The organism is Kitasatospora sp. NPDC048296 (assembly GCF_043201815.1).
In the GTDB taxonomy this organism is placed as follows: domain Bacteria; phylum Actinomycetota; class Actinomycetes; order Streptomycetales; family Streptomycetaceae; genus Kitasatospora.
This window is the reverse complement of sequence record NZ_JBICZB010000057.1, coordinates 1-19,962: the sequence shown is the minus strand read 5'-3', so window position 1 is coordinate 19,962 and position 19,962 is coordinate 1. Positions and strand designations below refer to the sequence as shown.

Here is a 19,962-nt window from a genome sequence, read left to right as displayed (position 1 = left end):
GAGGCCCGGCGTGCCCGCCCGGTACCACCTGCGGTTCCAGCTCCACCCCACCCCGGACGCCGCCGAACGCGCCGCCGAACTCGCCTCGTTCTGCCGGGAGTCGGGCGTCGACGAGGTCGTCCTGCTGCTCGGAGCCGAGGAGTTGTACACCGGCCACCCCGCGGGTGAGGCCGAGGACCGCCTGTACGACACGGCGGCGACGGCCGTCACGATCCTGCGCGAGGCCGGGCTCGACGTCAGCCTCAACCCCTGGGTCACCGCCGGTCACGCCGACCGAGGCCGGGCCGACCGCCTCGGCTTCACCCCCATGGTCGGACCGGACGGCACGGTGGCCACGGCCCAGGCGTCGCTTGCCTGCCCGCGCTTCCGCGCCTGGATCACCGCCCACTACACGCGCTTCGCCGACCTCGGCTTCCGTGTGCTGTGGCTGGAGGACGACTTCCGCTACCACAACCACGCACCGCTGCCCTGGGGCGGAGGCTTCGAACCGCTGATGCTGGAGTGCCTCGCCGCGTTGGTGGGGGAGCCGGTGACCCGGGAACGGGTCGTCGCCGCCGTCACCGCCCCCGGCGCCCCGCACCCGTGGCGCGCGCTCCTCCAACAGGTTTGGCGCACGGTGCAGTTGGAGGTCGCAGGCGAGGTGGCGGCAGCGGTCGCGAAGGCGTCCGGCGGACGCTCGCAGCTCGGCCTGATGAGCTCCGAGCCCGGTGTCCACTCCGTCGAGGGCCGCGACTGGCTCGCCCTCTTCGACGCCCTCGCCGTCGACAGGCAGGCCGCGCACCGTCCGCACTTCGCCCGCTACGGCGACGCCCCCGGGCGCGAACTCAGCTTCTCCGTCTGGATGCTGGAGGTCCAGCGGGCGCTGCGGCCGGCTTACGTGCGCAGCGAACCCGAGATCGAGAACTGGCCGCACACCGCCTGGTCCAAGTCCGACACCCAGACCTGGTCCGAACTGGTCGCCGCCCAGCTCGCGGGTTCGGATGCCATGTTCCTCAACGTCCACCCCATGCAGTCCGGCCGTGCCCAGCGCTTTCCCCGAGTGGCCGAACTGCTGCGCCGCTCCCGGCCCGCGCTCGACCTGATCGCCGGGCCCGCGCGGCGCACCTTCGGCGTGGCGCTGCCGGTGCGCCAGGACGCCGCCGCGCACGTCCGCACCCGGCGGGGCGGCGACCTCGCCGAACTGGCCGTCGACCCCGGTCCGGCCGCGGACTTCCTGCTCCGCTACGGCGTGCCGGTCACCGCCGAGGACGCCCCGGTCAGGGTGTTGTTCGGGCAGCTCGCCTGGGCCTACGGCGACAACGAGCTCCGCCGGATGCTGGCCGGCGGCCTGCTGCTGGACGGCACCGCCGCCTACATCCTCCGGGCACGCGGGTTCGGGGACCTGCTGGGCGTCACCGTCGAGGACGTCGTCGAGCGCGAGAGCCCGTGTGAGCCGGGCCCGTACGCGCTGGAGCGCGTGCTCTCGGGGGACGGCGTCGGCGCGTACCTGAGCGTCAACGTCCAGTCGGCCCTGGCCCGGCTCAGGCCCGCGGCGGAAGCCGAGACCTGGACCGAGATCCTGACCCCGGACCACCGGGTCTGGGGTGCCGGCCGGTGCGTCTTCACCAACGAACTCGGCGGCCGCGTGGGAGTGTTGGCCGCCACCGGCGTCGAGCTGCTGCCCTGCGACGACGACGGCCAGCGCCTGCTGCACGCCATGGTCCGCTACCTGGAAGGCGACATGCCGACCCTGCCGCTGGTCACCGGCGGCCCCCACCTGATCCCGCACCTGACCCGCACCGAGGACGGCTGGCGGCTCGCCGTCGCCAACGGCAGCGACGACCCGGCCCGTCCGCAGGTGCACCTGCCCGGCGACGCCGGCCGCGCCGAGGCCACCCTGCTCCGCCCCTTGGCCGATCCCGAGGCCGTCGCCGCCACCAGTAGCGGCCGCACCGTCGAGGTCGACCGGAACCTGCCGCACCGCGGCTGGCTGCTCCTCGACTGGCGGTAGCGGCGGACAACCGGGGCCCTCGACGGCGAGGAGCCCCGTGAACGACGACCGGCCGGACGGCCTTCGGGCGGGTCAACCCGATCGGTGAACACGCCGATGACAACGACGTCTCAAGGCGTCAACGGCCTGAGGGTGTTGACGAGACGAGGCCCGTCCCGAGTGGGACGGGCCTCGCTGTCGTGCTTCTCGGGGCTGGCTGGGCTCAGGCTGACGTGACGGTGGCGAACTGCTCGCCGCCGCGGACCCAGCGGCCGTGGCGCATCACGGCGACCAGGTCGTAGCTGTCGGAGTCGAGGACGACCAGGTCGGCGAGCTTGCCGGTCTCCAGGGAGCCGACCGAGTCACTCAGGCCAAGGAGGCGGGCCGGGGTCGTGGAGATTGACTCGACAGCTTGATGGATCGTCAACTTGTGCACCTGGACGGATCTTTGGAATGTGCGGTCGAGGGTCAGCGTCGATCCGGCGATGGAGCTGCCGTCGGCCAGCATCGCGACGCCGTCGGTGACCTGGACCTGGAGGGGGCCGAGGGGGTAGAGGCCGTCGCCCATGCCGGCGGCGCCCATGGCGTCGGTGATCAGGGCGACGCGGTGGGCGCCGGCGGTGCGGTAGGCGAGGTCGAGGACGGAGGGGTGCAGGTGCACGCCGTCGTTGATCAGCTCGACGGTGACGCGCTCGTCCTCCAGCAGGGCCACCACCGGGCCTGGGGCGCGGTGACCGATGCCGGGCATGCCGTTGAACAGGTGGGTGGCCACCGTCGCGCCGGCGTCGATGGCCTTCAGGGTGGTGGCGTAGTCGGAGTCGGTGTGGCCGACGGCGGCGATGACGCCGAGGTCGGCGAGCATGCGCACCGAGTCGAGGCCGCCGGGGAGTTCGGGGGCGAGGGTGACCATCTTGGCGTGGCCGCGGGCGGCGTCGACGAGTTTGCGGACGAGGGCGGGGTCGGGGTCGCGCAGCAGGTCGGGGCGGTGGGCGCCGCAGCGGCCCGGGGAGATGAAGGGGCCCTCGAAGTGGATGCCGGCGAGGACGCCGTCCTCGACGAGTTCGGAGAGGACGTGGGCCTGGCGGGCGAGGTCGTCGATCTCGCCGGTGACGGTGGAGGCGACGGTGGTGGTGGTGCCGTGGTCGAGGTGGGTGCGGGCGGCGAGCAGGGCCTCCTCGGCGATGCCGGAGGCGTAGGAGGCGCCGCCGCCGCCGTGGACGTGCAGGTCGACGAAGCCGGGGACGACGGTGTGGCCGGTCAGGTCCAGGTCACCGGGCTCGGTCTCGCCGCTCGTGACGGCGGCGATGCGGGAGCCCTCGATCGCCAGGCGGCCGGCCTCGATGACGCTGCCGGGCAGAATCAGTCGGCCGGCCAGTGTGATGCGGTCCGTGACGATCACAGCCTCCTCGGGTGCGTGCAGATGCTCGATTTGGCGAAAGTATAATCAGTTATGAGCAGAGAGTCTCCATGTCTTGTCGGGCGTTGGGGGAGAAGCATCCGTTTGTTGGGCAGGCGACAAGGCCTGACCTACACTCCGTTCATGCTCAAAGCTGATCGCGCTGCCCGGATCCTGTCGTACATCGCCGAAGCGGGAAGCGCCGACGTGCACGCGCTCTCCGAGCTGCTCGGGGTGTCCGGCGCGACGGTCCGGCGCGACCTCCAGGAACTGCACGAGCAGGGCCTGCTGCATCGCACCCGTGGTGGGGCGGTGACGGGATCGGTGAACCTGGAGCTCCCGCTGCGGCACCGCAGTGAGAAGCAGCAGGAGGAGAAGCGCCGGATCGCCCGGGCGGCCGCCGAGCTGGTGCCGGAAGACGCCGTGGTGGGCCTGACCGGCGGCACGACCACCACCGAACTGGCCCGGGTCCTGGCCGAGCGGGGCAACGTCACCGTGGTCACCAACGCCGTCAACATCGCGGCCGAGCTGATCGTGCGCCCCGAGGTCCGCCTGGTGGTGATCGGCGGCATCGCCCGCTCGGCCAGCTACGAACTGGTCGGCCCGGCCGCCGACAGCATGCTCCAGCGCTACCACCTCGACCTCGCCTTCATCGGTGTGGACGGTCTGACCGCGGAGCAGGGCTGCACCACCCACGACGAGATGGAGGCCCAGACCGACCGCGCCTTCCTGCGCAGCAGCGCCCGTACGGTCGTGCTCGCCGACCGCACCAAGATCGGCCGGGTCACCTTCGCCTCGATCTGCCCGCTCACCGACGTCCACGACCTGGTGACCGACACCGAGCTTCCCGACGCCGACGAGAAGGCGATCGCCGACTGCGGCGTCCGGGTGCGACGGGCCTGAGCAACCGGGTCGGGTCCCGCGCCGCAGATTGCGCGCGGGAATGCGCGAAGGCCCGAGTCGCGGACCCGGGCCTTGCGACGGGGACGCCCACCGCTCCTTGCCTGTGAACGGACGGCCTGGTGGTCTAGTTCGTGGCGACCCGCACCCCCTGGTACACGACCCCGTCCGGCGCGATCGTCCCGGCCATCTGCGGGGTGTCGTAGATGAATCCGCTGCCCAGCCACTTCTTCCGCACCACGGCTCCCGTCTCCGGGTCGATCTCCGCGTAGTAGTACGGGTCGAGGGCGGTGGTCGTTTCGGTGCGGGGGACGATCGGCTCGCGCAGGACGGTGTGGATCAGCCCGTCGGCGGTGGACAGCAGGGGTACCGCCGACGAGCGCACCTCGGTGTCCCAGGTGAGGTCGCAGCCCGAGCCGTCCGGGTGGACGTCGACCAGTTCTGCGGGACGGAGGGGAGTCGGCAACAGCCGGGCGGGCCACCGCGTTCAGTGGGCGCGGCGACAGATCGCGGAGCACGCGTGCGCCAGGTCGACGTCGAGTCGACGGCACAGGTGGGCGTGGCGATCCATGCGGACCATCGTGGCCTGCTGACGATCCGTTCTGCAGGGCGTCTCACCATCCGGAAGGGGCGGGTGAGCGCCGGAGCGGAAGGGGTGGCCGGCGAAGGCGTTCAGCGAAATGAAATCCGTTTTCATCTAGCGTAGTGTGGGACGCGCCCCCGGGATCGCCACGCCGGTTCCGGGGGGCGAACGCCTGCCTGCCCGCACGATGAGCAACGGAGTCGTCCCCATGTCCGCCCACTGCCAACTCACCGGTCGCAAGCCGTCCTTCGGCAATGCGATCTCCTACTCGCACCGCCGCACCCGCCGCCGCTTCGACCCGAACATCCAGCGCAAGCGCTACTGGCTGCCCGGCGAAGGCCGGTACGTGCGCCTCGCGCTCAGCGCCAAGGGCCTGAAGACCGTCGATGCCATCGGCATCGAGGCCGCCGTCGCCCGCATCCGCGCCCGGGGGGAGAAGGTCTGATGGCGAAGCAGAGCAAGATCGCCAAGAACGAGCAGCGGCGTGCGACCGTCGCGCGGTACGCCGAGCGCCGCGCCGAGCTGAAGCGCGTCATCGCCCACCCGGCCAGCACGACGGAGGAGCGCGCCGCCGCGCAGTCCGAGCTCGCCCGCCAGCCCAGGGACGCGAGCGCCACCCGGGTGCGCAACCGCGACAGCGTGGACGGGCGCCCCCGCGGCTACCAGCGCGCCTTCGGCCTGTCCCGCATCAACCTGCGCACCATGGCTCACGCCGGACAGCTGCCCGGCGTGCGGAAGTCGAGCTGGTGAGCGCGGTGCCCGAACATGTCAGGCTTCCCGTCGTGGTGGTGGCCGGCCTGCACCGCGCCGAACGCCGCCGCGCCGTCCAGGAGTTGATGGACGGCTGCGTCAACGGCATCGTCCTCCACCACGACCTGCGCGACGCCCCGCGCCGTACGGTCCACCGCGAACTCCGCGACGCCACCGGCACCGTCGCCACGGCGGACGTCCCGCTGAGTAACGACTGCGCCTGCTGCGCGCTGCGCGAGGACCTGCTGCCCGAGCTGCGGCGCCTGGCCGAGGAAGGACAGTACGGGCTGGCCGTCGTCGAGCTGTGGGGCGGCAGCGACCCGCACCCGGTGGTCGAGGTGATCGCGGGCGGTGAGGTGGACGGACATCCGTTGGAGGAGTTCGTCGAACTCGCGGGTGTGGTGGTCGCCGTCGACCCGGACCGGCTGCTGGGCGAGCTCTCCGTCCCGGACGACCTGGCCGAGCACGGCGAGCACACCTCTCCCGACGACACCCGCACGCGCGCCGAGGCGCTCGCCCACCAGGTCGAGTACGCGACCACGGTCGCGGTGGCCCGTGGGGGCGAGGCGGGACTGGCGATGCTGCGCCAGCTGCACCCGACCGCCCGCCGGGTCCTGCTCGGTACCGGCGAGCTGCTGCGCGCCGCACTCGGGGGCTTCGACGTGGCCGCCGCCCGGGACCGGGTCAACCCCGCTCTCGCGCTGCTGCCGCAGGAACACGACGAGGCGGGAGTGGCCACCCTGGTGTGGGAGCGCCGTCGGCCGCTGCACCCGGTCCGGCTGCACGAGGCGCTGGAGCAGCTCGTCCCGGCGGCGCAGCGCAGCCGCGGCCGGTTCTGGCTGGCCAACCGGCCGGAGCTGATGCTGGCCTGGGACGCTGCCGGAGCGAGCCTCGCGGTGGAGGAGTGCGGGCCGTGGCTGGCCGCGCTGCCGGACGCCTCCTGGGAGCTGTACCCGCCTGCCCGGCGGGCCGCCGCGGCGATGGACTGGCACCCGCTGCACGGTGACCGCGTCCAGCAACTCGTCTTCATCGCCGAGGGGTTGGATGTCGGCGGCATCGTCGGGCTGTTGGACTCCTGCCTGCTCACCGACGCCGAACTGATGGACGGTGAACAGGGCTGGAAGGCCTTTCCGGACGCCTTCGAGGACTTCCTCGAACCCGTCTCCTGACTCCTCTTGCTCCTGCGCAACGGAAGGAAGACATTCAGATGGCCAAGCGCACTGCCGGCGGCCGTCCGGCCCGCCCGCGCCCGAACCCGCTGATCGAAGCCGGCATCACGTACGTCGACTACAAGGACACCGACCTGCTGCGGAGGTTCGTCTCCGACCGGGGCAAGATCCGAAGCCGCCGAGTCACGCGCCTCACCGTCCAGCAGCAGCGGGCGATGGCCCGGGCGATCAAGAACGCCCGTGAGATGGCTCTGCTGCCCTACGCCTCCACCACCCGATAGAGGAGAGACCTCCCATGGCCGTACCCAAGCGGAAGACGTCCCGCAGCAACACCCGGCACCGCCGCGCCCAGTGGAAGGCCGCGGCTCCGCAGCTCGTCCCGATCACGATCGAGGGGCGTGAGCACCTGGTGCCGCGCCGTCTGGTCAAGGCGTACGAGGGGGGTCTGCTGAAGCCGTGAGGGAGGAGAGGGCCGCGGTGCGGGGGCGCCGCGGCTCCTTGTGGGTGCTGGGGGTCGGGAGGTGGTGAGGGCGGTGTCGTCGTCCGGGTAGTCGGCGCGAGGTGCCGCGGTTCCCGGCCCGGTGTCGCTCCTCTGTTCGGAAAAGAATCACGCAGGCGTTCGGAACTTTGTGGGGTTCCGGTCCGACTCGTGTGCCGGGTGCCGTTGCCGACGGCGCCCGGTTCCAGGAGGAAGGACGGAGCATGCGGTCCAGCGAACGCTCGTCGCACCGGTTCGGACCCGCCGTCAAGGGGGTTGCCCGGTGAGCGCGCCGACGGCACAGGAGGTGCCGCGGTCGGCGGACCGCTGGAGCCTGGTCGCGGTCGCCGGGATGCTGTCGTTCGTGGCGATGCTCGACATGAACATCGTCAACATCGCACTCGCCGACATCGCCGACGGTTTCCACGTCTCCGCCAGGACCGCCCAGTGGGCCGTCCTGGGATACCAACTCCCGCTGGTGGCCCTGCTCCTGCCCGCCGGCCGCTGGCTGGACGCCGTCGGCACCCGGCCGGCCGTACTCACCGCCGTCGCCGGGTTCGCGCTGGGCAGCGCCGCCGCCGCCGCGGCGCCCTGGGCCGGCGCGCTGATCGCGGCGCGGGTGGCCCAGGGGGCCTTCGGCGCCGTGCTGTTCGTCCTGATGCCGGTGCTGGCGATGCGCTCGGTGCGGCCACAGCTACGGGCCCGGGCGATGAGCGTGCCCGCGACGCTGGGACCGCTCGGCGCCGTCACCGGCCCCGCCCTGGGCGGGCTGCTGCTCGACCACTTCGGCTGGCGGGCCATCTTCCTCGTCAAGCTCCCGGTCTGCCTGGCCGCCTGGCTGGTCGCCCGCCGCCAGGTCCCCGCCGGAGGCGTCCTGCGCGCACCCGGCCGGGCCGAGCTCGCCGACGCCGGCCTGATCGGGGGATCCGTCGCCGCGTTGCTGCTCGGGCTCACCCTGTCGGCCGACTCGGCCGCCTGGCTGCTGCTGGCGGCCCCCGCGATTGCGCCGGTCCTGTGGTGGCTGCGCCGGGGAGGCGGCCGCCCGGTCCGGGCCGTCCTGCGCGAGAGCCGGACGGCGGGGATCAACACGGCCGTCCTGGCCGTCGCGGCCGCCTTCGCGGTCGTCCACTACCTGCTCGCCCTGCACCTGCGGCGCGACGAGGCCGAGAGCGCCACCGCCACCGGCCTGACCATCCTGTGCTTCCCCCTCGCCATGGGGATCGGCGGGCCGCTCGGCGGCCGGCTGGCCGACCGCTTCGGCGCCCGGCCCACCGCCACCGCCGGGATCGCGCTCACCGCACTCGGCTTCCTCCTGCTCGTGCCGCTCGACGACACCTGGAGCCTGCCGGACATCGCCTGGCGCCTCGCCCTGGCCGGAGCCGGCATGGGCCTGTACGGCGGCCCCACCCAGACCCTCGTGATGAGCGCCGCCACCCCGGCGACGACGGCCACCGCCAGCTCCACCGTCCAGCTCGCCCGCAGCCTCGGCTTCACCCTCGGCCCGGCCCTGGCCACCGCCGCCTGGAGCCTCGGCGGATCCGGTACGGCCGGCCTGCACGCCGGCCTCGGCCTCGCCGCGGCCGGCGCCTGCCTCGCCGTCCCCCTGCTGGCGTCGCACGGCCGCTCCGGGCCCCGTACGGCCTGAACCCTCCGCTTCCACCCCGCTCACCGTCAGGAGCACACGCATGTGCGGAATCACCGGCTGGGTGTCCTTCCACCAGGACGTCCGCCAGAACGCCCCGGTCATCGAGGCGATGACCGCCACCATGGCCCTGCGCGGCCCCGACGCCGCCGGCGTCTGGCTCGGGCGCAACGCCGCGCTCGGCCACCGACGGCTCGCCGTGATCGACGTCGACGGCGGAGCCCAGCCCATGGCCGACCGCCCCGACCGGCCACAGGTGGTCCTCACCTACAGCGGCGAGGTCTACAACCACCACGAACTGCGGGAGCGCCTCAGAAACAGAGGCCACCGCTTCGGGACCCGCAGTGACACCGAGGTCGTGCTCCGCGCCTACCTGGAGTGGGGCGATGCCCTGGTCGACCACCTGGAGGGCATGTACGCCTTCGGCATCTGGGACGAGCGCGAACAGCGGCTCGTCCTGGTGCGCGACCGGCTCGGCGTCAAGCCGCTGTTCTGGGCCGCCGTCGACGGTGGCCTGGTCTTCGGCTCCGAGCCCAAGGCGTTGTTCGCCCACCCCGAGGTCGCCCCCACTGTGGACGCCGACGGCCTGCGCGAGGCGTACAGCCTGCTGTTCAACACCGGCCCCACCGTCTGGGCGGGCGTCCGCGAGGTCCACCCCGGAGGCCTGCTCGTCCTCGACCGGGACGGCGTCCGCGAGCGCCGCTACTGGGAGCTGACCGCACGCCCGCACGCAGATCGGCTGGAGACCACCAAGGAACGGGTCGGTGAGCTGGTCGACCGCGCCGCCAGGTCGCAGCTGGAAGCGGACGTCCCGCTGTGCAGCCTGCTCTCCGGCGGCCTCGACTCCACCGTCGTCACCGCCCTCGTCGCCGACGAACTCCGGCGCACCCAGGGGCACGAGGCGAAGCTGCGCTCCTACGCCGTCGACTACAGCGACCAGGCCGAGCGGTTCACCGGCGACGTGCTGCGCACCGGCCACGACACCCCGTTCGCCGCCGAGGCGGGCGCCTTCATCGGCACCGAGCACTCCACCGTCGTCCTCGACCCGCGCGCGCTGCTCGACCCGGAGAACCGGCGGGCCGTCGTGGTCGCCCGGGACTCGCCGATCGGTGTCGGCGACATGGACACCTCGCTCTACCTGCTGTTCGGCGAGATCCGCAAGCACTCCACGGTCGCGCTCTCCGGCGAGGCCGCGGACGAGGTGTTCGGCGGCTACCCCTGGTTCCACACCCCCGAAGCGCTCGCCGCGCGGACCTTCCCCTGGCTGCTCGTCACCGGCGACGCCGCCGCCATGCCGATCGCCCCCGACCTCGCCGCCCACCTGCGCATCCGCGAGTTCCGCGAGGACACCTACCGCAGCTCCCTCGCGGCCGTCCCGCACCTGGACGGCGAGAGCCCGGCCGAGCACCGCCGGCGCGAGCTGCAGCACCTCTCGCTCACCCGCTGGCTGCGCCAGCTGCTCCACCGCAAGGACCGGCTGAGCATGGCCCAGGGCCTGGAGGTCCGCGTCCCCTACTGCGACCACCGCCTCGTCGAGTACGCCTTCAACACCCCCTGGGCGATGAAGAGCCACGACGGCCGGGAGAAGAGCCTGCTGCGCGACACCGGTCGGGCAATCGCCCCCGACTCGGTGCTGTGGCGGCCGAAGAACCACTACCCGGCCACCCACCACGCCGACTACAACGCCGGCCTCCAGCGGCTCGCCCGGGAGGCGCTGGACGCGCCGCACGTGCGCGACATCGCCGACGAGACGGTCATCGAGGCCACCCTCGACACCCCCGCCGACCAGCTGGCATGGGGTCACCGCCTGCGCCTGGAACGGGTCGTCGACCTCGCGCTCTGGCTCGACCACCACCGCCCCGCCCTCGCCCTCTGAACCTCTCCACCGCACCACCCCTCCCGGAGGAACCCGGACATGACCACCCCCGACCGCACCGAGGGCCGCTGCCCCGTCGCCGGCGCCACCGCCGGCGAGCCGATACCGCTGTACGGAGCCGCGTACAAGACCGACCCGTACGACCTCTACCGGCGGATGCGCGACGCCGGGCCCGTCCACCGGGTGCGCTTCCCCTCCGGCATCGCCGCCTGGCTCGTCACCGGCTACGAGGCCGCCCACGCCGCGCTGGGCGACCCCCGACTGGGCAAGAACCACCGCCTGGGCAACGACTACTGGCGCTCCCTCGCCTCGATCATGCCCGAGCCCCAGCACTCCCAGCTCCAGGTCCACCTGCTGCACCAGGACCCGCCGGAGCACACCCGGATGCGCCGCCTCGTCCTGGACGCCTTCGCCCCGCGGCGGGTGGAGTCGCTGCGGCCCAGGTTCCAGGAGATCGCCGACGCCCTGGTCGACGCGCTGCCCGCCGAGAACGGCGCCGACCTGGTCGCGGGCTTCGCCGCGCACTACCCCTTCAAGGTCCTGGCCGAGGTCATCGGCCTGCCCCCGGAGCTCGCCGCCCGCTTCGACCGCGACTGGGGCAAGGTCGTCCAGCCGGTCGGCCCCCAGGACCCGGGCCGCCCCGCCTACGAGGCCAGGCTGCTCGGCCTGCAGACCTACATCGCCGACGTCGTCGCCCACAAGCGCGAGCACTGGGAGGACGACCTGCTCTCCCGCCTGGTCGTAGCCAAGGACCGCAAGGAGCTCACCCAGGAGGAACTCGACTCGATGATCTTCCAGCTCCTGGTCGCCGGCCAGGAGCCCGTCACCAACCAGATCACCACCATGCTGATCACTCTGCTCCGCCACCCCGAGCAACTGGAACGGCTACGGGACGACCCCGCCCTGATGCCCCGGGCGATCGAGGAACTCCTGCGCTACGACAGCGCCTTCGAGCTGACCACCTGGCGGTTCTTCGCCCGGGACAGCGACCTGCACGGCACCCGCATCCCGGCCGGCGACTCCGTCATCGTCTCGCTGTGCGCCGCCAACCGCGACGGCGACCAGTTCCCGGACGCCGACACCCTCGACCTGGAGCGCAGCCCCAACCCCCACCTGGCCTTCGGTCACGGCATCCATTTCTGCCCCGGCGCCGCCCTCGCCCGCGCCGAACTCCAGATCGCCGTCGCCACCCTGCTCACCCGCCTGCCCGGCCTGCGGCCCGCGGGCCCCCTGGACGACCTGACCTGGATTCCGGCCGTCCTCGCCCGGGGCGTCAACCAGCTGCCCGTCGCCTACGACAAGCGCATCTGACCGACCGGCCCCACCGCGCCCCGACCCGCCCGTCTCAGGCGGCCCGGCCCGCCCGCCCCCACCGGAGGGCGCGGGCGCGCCGGGACGCCATCCCGCCATGCCCTCACGGAGAAGCCGCATGACCACCACCGGTACCGCCACACCCAGGTCCAGAGACGTCCGGCAGATCAGCGCCGCCGTCCTGGAACTGCTCCTGCCCCACCGCCGGGCCACCGACACCGCCACCCCGGCCACCGTCGACGACTTCCCCGAACAGCTGCGCCAGATAGGCGAGTTCGCCGAGTACGGCGATCCGATCGTGTTCACCCTGCCCGGCTTCCCCTGCAAGTCCCCCAGCCCCGACAAGGTCCTCGGCCACCTGCCCGACGAGGGCGAGCGCCTCTCCCTCACCTTCCTCGACGACCTCTGCCGCGCGATCGGCGAGGTGTACGAGCCGGGCGCGCGGATGGAGATCTGCTCCGACGGCCACGTCTTCGGCGATCTGATCCGCGTCCCCGACCCGCAGATCGACGCCTACTCCGACGAACTCGCCGCCGTGATCCGGCGCGAGGGCCTGACCCACCTGTCCGTCTTCGACCTGCGTGACGTGCTCGGCGACCTCCCGTACGACGAGAAGCGCGCCCACGTCCACGCCGCCCACGCCCCGACCGTCGAGGAACTGCGCGCCGAGGTGAAGAGCGACGAGCACACGCTCGCCCTCTACTGCGGCATCACCCGCTTCCTCACCGAGGACACCGTCGACTTCACCGGCACCAGGTCGGCCCTCCAGCGCGAATGCCGGCAGCGCGCCTACGGCGTCATCCAGCGCAGCCGCGCCTGGGGCGACCTCATCGCCGAGCACCACCCCCGTACCGTCCGCCTGTCCATCCACCCCCAGCCGCGCGGCGCCGCCAAGTTCGGCATCCGCCTCCTGGACGCCCCCGACGCCTGGACCACCCCGTGGCACTCGGCCGTCCTGCACCGGCCCGACGGCAGCCGGCAGCTGATGCGCCGGGCCGACGCCGAGCGGCAGGGCACCCTGGTGCTGCGCGACGGCCGGCCGAGCCACTTCGAGGCCTTCTGACCACCTCCGGGAGTGCGGGTGGCCCCCGGTCCCGTGGGGGGACCGGGGGCCACCCGCACCGATCTCACACCGTGACGGGTGACTCCTCGGCGGTCGGGGTGGACAGGGTGTTCCGGTGGTCGAAGGCGATCAGCGGGTCGCCGGTCAGCGGGTGCTCGACCACGGTGGCCCGCACCCCGAACACCTTCGCCAGCAAGTCCGGGGTGAGCACCTCCCGGGGTGTCCCGGAGGCGACGACAGCGCCGTCGTGCAGGACGTGGAGCCGGTCGCAGAGCGAGGCCGCGGCGTTCAGGTCGTGCAGCGAGATCAGCGTGGTGCGGCGCTGTTCGCGCAGCAGGGCGAGCAGCTCCACCTGGTGCTGGACGTCGAGGTGGTTGGTCGGCTCGTCCAGCACCAGGACATCCGGCTGCTGGGCGAACGCCCGCGCGAGCAGGACCCGTTGGCGCTCGCCGCCGGACAGCTCCGCGAACCGGCGTTGCGCGTACGGCTGGAGACCGACACGCTCCAGGGCCTCGGCCACCGTCGCGTGGTCGCGTTCGTCGTCCCCGGCGAAGGCCCGCTTGAACGGGGTACGGCCCATCGCGACGACCTCGCGCACGGTGAACTCGAAGTCCGAGCCGCGCTCCTGGGGCAGCGCCGCGATGTGCCGGGCCGCCTCGGCCGGGGCCAGGGACCGGACGTCCCGGTCGGCCAGCAGCACCCGCCCGGCGTGCGGGCGCAGATGCCGGTAGACGGTGCGCAGCAGGGTGGACTTGCCGCTGCCGTTGGGCCCGACGAGACCGGCGATCTCGCCCTCGGCGGCGATCAGGCCGACGTCGGAGAGGACGTCGCGCCCGCCGAGGGTGACGGTGATGTCCTCGACGGTGATCCTCATCAGCGCTCCAGCTTCCGGTCGAGGAGGTACAGCAGGACGGGTGCGCCGATGACGGCGGTCACGACGCCGATCGGCAGTTCCTGGGTGTCCAGGGCGGTGCGGGCGACGGTGTCGACGGCCACCAGGAGGACGGCGCCGGTCAGGGCGGACAGCGGCAGCAGCCGGCGGTGGTCGCCGCCCACGACGAGCCGGCACACGTGCGGCACCAGCAGGCCGACGAAGCCGATCGCGCCGGAGACCGCCACCAGGACGCCGGTGAGCAGGCTGGTGACGGCGAACAGTTCACGGCGCAGCCGGGCGGTGTCGACGCCGAGGCCGGCGGCGGTCTCGTCGCCCATCAGCAGCGCGTTGAGGTGCCGGGCGCGGCCCTGGAGGGCCAGCCAGCCCAGGGCGACGGCGGCGGCCGGGACGGCGAGTTGGTCCCAGGTGGCGGCGCCGAGGCTGCCCATCAGCCAGAACAGCACGCCCCGGGTCTGCTGGTCGTCGCCGGCCTGGAGGACGAGGAAGCTGGTGAAGCCGGAGAGGAACTGCCCGATGGCCACCCCGGCGAGGACCAGGCGCATCGGGGCGAAGCCGCCGCCGCGCCGGGCGATCGCCCAGACGAGGGCGAAGGAGGCCAGGGCTCCGGCGAACGCGGCGGCCGAGACGCCGAAACCGAACGCGAAGCCGGTGCCGGCGCCGAGGACGATGACGGCGACCGCGCCGAGCGAGGCGCCGGAGGAGATGCCCAGCAGGTAGGGGTCGGCGAGCGGGTTGCGGACCAGGGCCTGGACGGCGGTGCCGACCAGGCCGAGTCCGGCTCCGACGATCGCGGCCAGCAGGGCGCGGGGCACCCGCAGCTGCCAGACGATCAGGTCCCGGGTGCCGGCTTCCGGGGCCGAACCGGTGAGCCGGTGGCCGACGACGGTCCACACCTCCCGGACGGGGATGTCCACCGCGCCGAGGGAGACGGCGAGGGTGAGGGCGAGGACCAGGGCGAGGGAGAGCGCGGACGCGACGAGGCCGGCCCGCGCGGCGCGCGCGGGCCGGCGGCCGGTCGCCGCGGTGGCGGCGGTCATCTACCGGGCGTCCTTGACCTGGTCGGGGAAGAGGGTGTGGGCGATCTGCTGGACGGTGTCGGCGTCGCGGGTGCCGGCGATGGTGGTCAGCTCGGAACCGATGCGCACGAAGTGGCCTTCCTGGACGGCCTTGAGGCCCTTGGTGGCGGGGAACTCGCGCAGGAACTTCTCGGCGTCGTCGAAGGCCTTCTTGTTCTCGGCGTCGCTGCCGCGGTTGCGCACCCCGAGCTGGATCCAGTCCGGGTTCCTGGCGACGACGTCCTCCCAGGAGACGGGCTTGAAGTCGCCGTCGACGTCGCCGAACACGTTGCGCGCGCCGGCCAGGGTGATCACCGCGTTGGCGACCTGCCGGTTGCCCACCGCCATCGGCTGCTTGGTGCCCGCGTCGAAGTCGAAGAAGAAGTAGCCGGGACGCTTGTCCGCCGCCACGCCCGCCAGCGCGGTCTTCACCGCGCCGACCTTCTTCTCCATGTCCGCGACCAGCGCGTCGGCCTTGGCGGAGGTGCCGGTGACCTGGCCGAGGCTCTTGATGTCGCCCTCGACGCCGGTCAGGTCCCGCACCGCGGCCGGGGCCATGGCCGCGCAGGCGGTGGAGTGCAGGAAGACCCGCTTGATCCCGGCGGCCTGGTACTCCTGGGCGGTCGGGGCGGTGCCCATGCCACCGCCCATGCCGCCCATGTCGGCGAAGGTCTCCACGTACAGGTCCGCACCGGAGCCGAGCAGCTTCTCCTTCGGGATCACCATGTCACCGAGGACCGGGACCTTCGCCCCGGCATCGGCGACGTCGGCGGGCAGCGCGCCCTTGCCGGGCGGGAAGCCGGTTCCGATCACTCTGTCGCCCGCACCGAGCTTCAGCAGCATCTCCAGGCTGGAGGCGTTGCTGGTGACGATCCTCTTCGGCGTGGAGTCGAACACCGTCTCCTTCCCGGTGCAGTCCGTGACCTTGACCGGGAAGGCCGCCGCGACCGAGGAGGCTCCGGCGCCCGGCGCGGCGGCCGTGGTGGCGCCCGCCTCGCCGGACTCGGCGCTCCCACCGCTGCCGCAGCCCGTCACGAGCAGGGCGACGGCGGCGGCCGTGCCGTACAGAACACGAGAACGCATGGAACTCTCCTGGGACGATCCGAGGGCGGGGGCCAGCGGTGTGCGGGCCCGGCACTGGTAGTCGGATCGAGGCCGGGGAAAGTTCCGAAGGGCGTCCGGAAAGTCCTCCGGCGCGGTCGGGCGCCGACGGCGTGAGACCGTCGGCGTGTCAGGTGACGTGGAGTGTGAGTGCCGCGGTGTGGAGTTGTCCGGCGGTCTGGAACTGCAGATAGGCCCGCCAGTTGCCGGGTTCGCCGAGCAGGGCGTAGAGGGTCAGCGTCGGCCCGCCGTGGTCCGCGTTGACGGGGGTGACGGGGTGGAGGTGGGCCAGCGCCTGGTCGCCCTCGTGGAAGATGCTGAGGTGGGCGTAGCTGTCGAGGTACGGCTGGAGGTCGGTGACCGGTTGACCGTCCTTGCTGATGGTGACGGTGAGCGGGGCGGGCGTTCCGGCCGTCAACTCTCCTCGGACTGCGACGGTGTAGCCGTCGACCGTAGTGCTGTCGGTCGCGGTGGGCAGTGGTACCGCGGTGGCCTGGCCGGGCACCGTCACGGTGCGGCTGAGGACGAATTCCCTGCCCTTGTGGGGGCCGGAGTTCGGTGTGAACGAGGCGTACAGACGCCAGTCGCCCGGTTCGAGGGCGGCGAGGTCGGCGGTCCAGGCGCCGTCGGGTGCCATCGTGGGGTGCAGGTGCTGATAGCCGGTGAGGTCCGAGCGGATCGCGTAGAAGTGCAGCCGCTTGGTCTGGACGTCGGTGAAGTCGGTGACCGGGCGTCCGTCCGGGCCGGTGACGGTGAACGGGTAGGTCACCGCTTGGCCGGCGGGGAGGCTGGTGGCCGCGGAGTCGAGGCGGTAGCCGTCGTGTTCGGTGGCGAGCCCGTCACCGGGCGACATTCCTGGCATCCCGGACATCCCCGGCATCCCTGGCATGGTGGGCATGCCCGACGGCGCCGTGCCCGACATGGCCATCGCGCCGTGGTCCATGCCGGGCATGCCGGGTTGTCCCGCCTGCGTGGACGGCCCGCGCGCGGCCAGCGTGAGCAGGGCGATCGCGCAGACCGCCAGGGCGAGGGAGCAGGCGTAGAGGATGCGATGGGCCGGCCAGCGGTTGGTCGATGAGGGGCTTCCCCGGTCCGGGGACGCCGACTTCTCGTGTTCGGTGCCGGTGCTCATCCTTGCCCGCTCTCCTCTCGTCCGGCCGGTTGGGCCGTGCTATTCAGGAGATCCGAGCGGCCGGTGGCGATAACGAAAAGCTGCGGGCGGGGAGGCGTTCCTTCCGACGGTGCGGGCGAGGACGGTGTGCACAGCTGCCCTGGGATGTCACAGCAGGGTGTGCCAGTAGTACCAGAAGCGGTTGAGGATGAGCAGGGCGATCACCAGGTACCAGACGGCCGGGACGACCCAGTGGTAGCGGGCGGCCAGTTCGGTCGCCGGGCGCCACCGCGCGGGCAGCGGGATCACCCCCTGCCTGACGTTGTGCAGGGTGGTGTACCAGAACAGTGGGATGGTGGCGATCCACACGACGATGCAGTACGGGCAGACCGCGCCGATCTCGTACAGCGTCTGGTCCATCAGCCAGGTGACGAAACCGACCCCGAACAGGGTCCCGGCCTGGAGGCCCAGCCAGAACCAGCGCGGCAGCCGCGCTCCGGCCAGCACGCAGACCCCGATGGTGACGACGACGGCGAAGGCGCCGACGCCGATGAGGGAGTTGGGGAAGCCGAAGGCCGACGCCTGGGGGGTGCGCATCACCGAGCCGCAGCTGATGATCGGGTTGATGTTGCAGCTGGGGACGTAGGCGGGGTTCTCCAGGAGCCGGATCTTCTCCAGCGTGAGGGTGACGGAGGCGGCCAGGCCGAGGGCGCCGGCGATGAGCAGCAGCAGGCCGAACGCCCGGCTGCTACGGACGGCTTCGGTGAGCCGGCCGGTCGTCGGTCCGGTGCCGGGTCGGGCGGAGGCGGTCATGGTGTGTGGTCCCCCGGCTCTACTTGGCGGCGATGGTCTGCTGGATCAGTTGGGTGTACTGGTCCGGGGTGATCGGGTTGCCCTGGCTGTCGAACACCTCGAGCTGCTTGCCGTTGAGCTTCAGCGTGGGCGTCCCGGACACGCCGCTGCTGTTGAAGGCGTCGTTGACCTTCCCGGCCCAGGGCTTGTAGGTGCCGTCCTGGACCGCCTTGGTGAAGTCGGGGGTGACCAGGCCGGGGACCTTGGCGGCGAGGTCGAGCAGGTGGCCGGTGTTGGCGAAGGCGTCGTCCTGTTCGTTCGGCTGGTTGGCGTAGAGCACGTCGTGGAACTGCTTGAACTTCGCCGTGCTCTCGTTCAGTGCCGCGCCCGCGGCGGCGAGGGCGTTCTTCGACCCGCTGCCGCCGAGGTTGGCGTCCAGGAAGGTCGCCAGGTGGTAGTGGATGGCGTACGTGCCGTTGTCGGCGAGCTGCTGGATGGTCGGGCCGTCGGCCTGCTCCAGCTTGTCGCAGACCGGGCAGCGGAAGTCCTCGTACACGTCCAGGACGTTCTTGTTGTCCGGGTTGCCGTAGACGATCACGGTGCCGTTGGGGCCACTGGCGTTCGCGGGCACCACCAGCGGGCCGCTGCTGCCGCCGTTCCCGGCCAGCGCGATGCTGATGCCGACGGCCGCGCCGACGACGGCGACGGCTATGCCGCCGATGACGATCTTCTTGCGGCGGGATGCGGCCCGCTGCTGACGTTGACGCTCGGTGCGCATCCGCTCGCGTGCGGACTTCTTGGCGTCCTGGCTGTTCCGGTCGCTCATGGTGGCCTCGTCTCCCGTCTCGCGGACGCCGGGCACGGCCGCGAGGGCCGGAAACCCGGGTCCGGGACGTCTCCGTGCAGGTTCGGGGAAGGGGAAGTACGGGCGGGCGCGCGCCGACGCGGTTCCGCCCGGGTGGGCTGCAGGGACGGGCGCGGTGGGCTGCCGGGGCGATCACCCCGCGGACGGCACACTCGGTGGACGAGCGTCGGGCCGCCCGGTCAGCCGCTCAGCGCCGGGAGGAGTGACGGCGGGCCGCGCCGCTGGACGCCGCGCCGCAGGACCTCCTGGGGCGCCGGACGATCGTCGTCGGGGAGCGCCCGGGTGCGCACGGCCTGCTCGGGCTCGGCCGGAACCAGCCAGGCCAGCAGGAGTCGCACCGGCCGCATCGTGAGCGCGGCAGCCACGCCCAGCAGCCGGAAGACGGCCTTCTCGCCCTGGCGCAGCCACACGGCCGCGACGAGCGCGGCGGCCAGGTGGGCGAGGAACACGGCGGCCAGCTGGCCGCCGGTGAGCTGCCCGGGCAGTTCGGGTACGGGGCCCGTGCCGTGGACGGGGCCACCGCCGCACAGCAGGTCGGGCAGCAGGCCACCGCTGGGGCGGCGGCCGGTTCCGCAGGTGTCCTGGCCGACGTTGTAGACGGCGTTCAGCGCCAGTTCGAGCGGGAAGAGGACCGCGGCGATCTGGAGGAAGGCCCGCTCGGCGGAGGACAGCAGCAGCGCGGCGCCGAAGACCACCACGGCGGCCATGGCCATGACGGTGGCGGGCAGTGGCGTGCCGGTCAGCAGGACGTGGCCGCCGGCCGACAGCGACAGCAGCAGCGCGGTGAACACTCCCGCGCGTGCTGTGCGGACCGCCGTCCCGGGCTCCATGCGGCCGAGTATGGCACGGCCTGTTCGATTTCTGACCCCGTCGGTGCGCGGTTGCCGGGCGGAGGCGGGGGGGGGGGGGGGGGCCCCCCCCCCCCCGGCCCAGTAGCCGGGGGGGTCGCCGCGGGGGGGCGGCCCCGGCGGCCGGGAAGACCGGGGGGGGGGGCCCCCCGCCGGCG

General features: G+C 72.8%; 20 protein-coding genes and 1 pseudogene. 12 read left to right on the top strand and 9 right to left on the bottom strand.

Features of this window, described 5'->3' with window-relative positions; translation table 11 throughout:
• Positions 1 to 10 precede the first annotated feature (10 nt).
• Positions 11 to 1,990 (top strand): hypothetical protein, encoded by a 1,980-nt coding sequence (locus tag ACGF12_RS27925; RefSeq protein WP_393035642.1) that lies wholly within the window; start codon positions 11 to 13, stop codon positions 1,988 to 1,990.
• A 202-nt stretch (positions 1,991 to 2,192) separates the two neighbouring features.
• On the opposite strand, the gene nagA is transcribed toward ACGF12_RS27925, so the two are convergent.
• Positions 2,193 to 3,368: an N-acetylglucosamine-6-phosphate deacetylase gene (gene nagA / locus ACGF12_RS27920; protein ID WP_393035639.1), complete on the bottom strand. Its 1,176-nt coding sequence runs from the start codon at positions 3,366 to 3,368 to the stop codon at positions 2,193 to 2,195.
• A gap of 141 nt (positions 3,369 to 3,509) precedes the next feature.
• On the opposite strand from nagA, the gene ACGF12_RS27915 reads away from it, so the two are divergent.
• A complete protein-coding gene (locus ACGF12_RS27915) occupies positions 3,510 to 4,268 on the top strand; it encodes a DeoR/GlpR family DNA-binding transcription regulator (protein ID WP_393035636.1) in 759 nt (252 codons plus the stop codon).
• A 124-nt stretch (positions 4,269 to 4,392) separates the two neighbouring features.
• Here the strand turns inward: ACGF12_RS27915 and ACGF12_RS27910 are convergent.
• Positions 4,393 to 4,701, bottom strand: a pseudogene (locus ACGF12_RS27910) (hypothetical protein); the annotation flags it as partial.
• 84 nt (positions 4,702 to 4,785) lie between these two features.
• Between ACGF12_RS27910 and ACGF12_RS27905 the strand changes: the two are divergent.
• From ACGF12_RS27905 to ACGF12_RS27860, 10 genes are all read left to right on the top strand, one after another.
• Positions 4,786 to 4,971: a hypothetical protein gene (locus tag ACGF12_RS27905; protein WP_393035633.1), complete on the top strand. Its 186-nt coding sequence runs from the start codon at positions 4,786 to 4,788 to the stop codon at positions 4,969 to 4,971.
• Positions 4,972 to 5,056: 85 nt separating this feature from the next.
• On the top strand, positions 5,057 to 5,293 hold the full coding sequence (gene rpmB, locus ACGF12_RS27900) for a 50S ribosomal protein L28 (protein ID WP_393035630.1): 237 nt from the start codon (positions 5,057 to 5,059) through the stop codon (positions 5,291 to 5,293).
• On the top strand, positions 5,293 to 5,598 hold the full coding sequence (gene rpsN / locus ACGF12_RS27895) for a 30S ribosomal protein S14 (protein ID WP_393035627.1): 306 nt from the start codon (positions 5,293 to 5,295) through the stop codon (positions 5,596 to 5,598). The genes rpmB and rpsN overlap by 1 nt, the downstream gene beginning before the upstream one ends.
• Before the next feature lie 5 nt (positions 5,599 to 5,603).
• The gene (locus ACGF12_RS27890) at positions 5,604 to 6,767 is read left to right on the top strand and encodes a CobW family GTP-binding protein (RefSeq protein WP_393035624.1); all 1,164 of its coding nucleotides are present in this window, start codon (positions 5,604 to 5,606) and stop codon (positions 6,765 to 6,767) included.
• Positions 6,768 to 6,805: 38 nt separating this feature from the next.
• Positions 6,806 to 7,048 (top strand): 30S ribosomal protein S18, encoded by a 243-nt coding sequence (gene rpsR, locus ACGF12_RS27885; protein WP_393035621.1) that lies wholly within the window; start codon positions 6,806 to 6,808, stop codon positions 7,046 to 7,048.
• 14 nt (positions 7,049 to 7,062) lie between these two features.
• Complete coding sequence (gene rpmF, locus ACGF12_RS27880; RefSeq protein ID WP_393035618.1) at positions 7,063 to 7,227, top strand: 50S ribosomal protein L32; 165 nt, start codon at positions 7,063 to 7,065, stop codon at positions 7,225 to 7,227.
• Between the two features lie 301 nt (positions 7,228 to 7,528).
• Positions 7,529 to 8,890 carry an MFS transporter gene (locus ACGF12_RS27875; protein WP_393035615.1) on the top strand — a complete coding sequence of 454 codons (1,362 nt, stop codon included), beginning with the start codon at positions 7,529 to 7,531 and terminating at the stop codon, positions 8,888 to 8,890.
• A 40-nt stretch (positions 8,891 to 8,930) separates the two neighbouring features.
• Positions 8,931 to 10,763, top strand: a complete 1,833-nt coding sequence (gene asnB, locus ACGF12_RS27870) for an asparagine synthase (glutamine-hydrolyzing) (RefSeq protein WP_393035612.1) — start codon at positions 8,931 to 8,933, stop codon at positions 10,761 to 10,763.
• 39 nt (positions 10,764 to 10,802) lie between these two features.
• Entirely contained in the window at positions 10,803 to 12,074 is a 1,272-nt protein-coding gene (locus tag ACGF12_RS27865) for a cytochrome P450 (RefSeq protein ID WP_393035609.1), read from the top strand.
• A 118-nt stretch (positions 12,075 to 12,192) separates the two neighbouring features.
• Positions 12,193 to 13,137, top strand: a complete 945-nt coding sequence (locus ACGF12_RS27860; protein ID WP_393035606.1) for an L-tyrosine/L-tryptophan isonitrile synthase family protein — start codon at positions 12,193 to 12,195, stop codon at positions 13,135 to 13,137.
• A 64-nt stretch (positions 13,138 to 13,201) separates the two neighbouring features.
• On the opposite strand, the gene ACGF12_RS27855 is transcribed toward ACGF12_RS27860, so the two are convergent.
• From ACGF12_RS27855 to ACGF12_RS27825, 7 genes are all read right to left on the bottom strand, one after another.
• Positions 13,202 to 14,011, bottom strand: a complete 810-nt coding sequence (locus tag ACGF12_RS27855) for an ABC transporter ATP-binding protein (protein WP_393035603.1) — start codon at positions 14,009 to 14,011, stop codon at positions 13,202 to 13,204.
• On the bottom strand, positions 14,011 to 15,069 hold the full coding sequence (locus tag ACGF12_RS27850) for a FecCD family ABC transporter permease (RefSeq protein ID WP_393035600.1): 1,059 nt from the start codon (positions 15,067 to 15,069) through the stop codon (positions 14,011 to 14,013). The genes ACGF12_RS27855 and ACGF12_RS27850 overlap by 1 nt, the downstream gene beginning before the upstream one ends.
• The gene (locus ACGF12_RS27845) at positions 15,070 to 16,170 is read right to left on the bottom strand and encodes an ABC transporter substrate-binding protein (protein ID WP_393035597.1); all 1,101 of its coding nucleotides are present in this window, start codon (positions 16,168 to 16,170) and stop codon (positions 15,070 to 15,072) included.
• 148 nt (positions 16,171 to 16,318) lie between these two features.
• Entirely contained in the window at positions 16,319 to 17,320 is a 1,002-nt protein-coding gene (locus tag ACGF12_RS27840; RefSeq protein ID WP_393035594.1) for a hypothetical protein, read from the bottom strand.
• A 147-nt stretch (positions 17,321 to 17,467) separates the two neighbouring features.
• Complete coding sequence (locus ACGF12_RS27835; RefSeq protein WP_393035592.1) at positions 17,468 to 18,112, bottom strand: vitamin K epoxide reductase family protein; 645 nt, start codon at positions 18,110 to 18,112, stop codon at positions 17,468 to 17,470.
• Between the two features lie 19 nt (positions 18,113 to 18,131).
• On the bottom strand, positions 18,132 to 18,917 hold the full coding sequence (locus ACGF12_RS27830) for a thioredoxin domain-containing protein (RefSeq protein ID WP_393035589.1): 786 nt from the start codon (positions 18,915 to 18,917) through the stop codon (positions 18,132 to 18,134).
• A gap of 218 nt (positions 18,918 to 19,135) precedes the next feature.
• On the bottom strand, positions 19,136 to 19,786 hold the full coding sequence (locus ACGF12_RS27825) for a hypothetical protein (RefSeq protein ID WP_393035586.1): 651 nt from the start codon (positions 19,784 to 19,786) through the stop codon (positions 19,136 to 19,138).
• Between the last annotated feature and the right edge of the window lie 176 nt (positions 19,787 to 19,962).

Excerpts from the sequence above, each read along its gene's own strand:
- rpsR (WP_393035621.1), top strand. The coding sequence starts at position 6,806 with ATGGCCAAGCGCACTGCCGGCGGCCGTCCGGCCCGCCCGCGCCCGAAC.
- rpmB (WP_393035630.1), top strand. The coding sequence starts at position 5,057 with ATGTCCGCCCACTGCCAACTCACCGGTCGCAAGCCGTCCTTCGGCAAT.
- ACGF12_RS27840 (WP_393035594.1), bottom strand. The coding sequence starts at position 17,320 with ATGAGCACCGGCACCGAACACGAGAAGTCGGCGTCCCCGGACCGGGGA.
- ACGF12_RS27845 (WP_393035597.1), bottom strand. The coding sequence starts at position 16,170 with ATGCGTTCTCGTGTTCTGTACGGCACGGCCGCCGCCGTCGCCCTGCTC.
- rpmF (WP_393035618.1), top strand. The coding sequence starts at position 7,063 with ATGGCCGTACCCAAGCGGAAGACGTCCCGCAGCAACACCCGGCACCGC.
- ACGF12_RS27835 (WP_393035592.1), bottom strand. The coding sequence starts at position 18,112 with ATGACCGCCTCCGCCCGACCCGGCACCGGACCGACGACCGGCCGGCTC.
- ACGF12_RS27825 (WP_393035586.1), bottom strand. The coding sequence starts at position 19,786 with ATGGAGCCCGGGACGGCGGTCCGCACAGCACGCGCGGGAGTGTTCACC.
- asnB (WP_393035612.1), top strand. The coding sequence starts at position 8,931 with ATGTGCGGAATCACCGGCTGGGTGTCCTTCCACCAGGACGTCCGCCAG.
- ACGF12_RS27830 (WP_393035589.1), bottom strand. The coding sequence starts at position 18,917 with ATGAGCGACCGGAACAGCCAGGACGCCAAGAAGTCCGCACGCGAGCGG.
- ACGF12_RS27855 (WP_393035603.1), bottom strand. The coding sequence starts at position 14,011 with ATGAGGATCACCGTCGAGGACATCACCGTCACCCTCGGCGGGCGCGAC.
- rpsN (WP_393035627.1), top strand. The coding sequence starts at position 5,293 with ATGGCGAAGCAGAGCAAGATCGCCAAGAACGAGCAGCGGCGTGCGACC.
- ACGF12_RS27860 (WP_393035606.1), top strand. The coding sequence starts at position 12,193 with ATGACCACCACCGGTACCGCCACACCCAGGTCCAGAGACGTCCGGCAG.
- ACGF12_RS27915 (WP_393035636.1), top strand. The coding sequence starts at position 3,510 with ATGCTCAAAGCTGATCGCGCTGCCCGGATCCTGTCGTACATCGCCGAA.
- ACGF12_RS27850 (WP_393035600.1), bottom strand. The coding sequence starts at position 15,069 with ATGACCGCCGCCACCGCGGCGACCGGCCGCCGGCCCGCGCGCGCCGCG.
- ACGF12_RS27865 (WP_393035609.1), top strand. The coding sequence starts at position 10,803 with ATGACCACCCCCGACCGCACCGAGGGCCGCTGCCCCGTCGCCGGCGCC.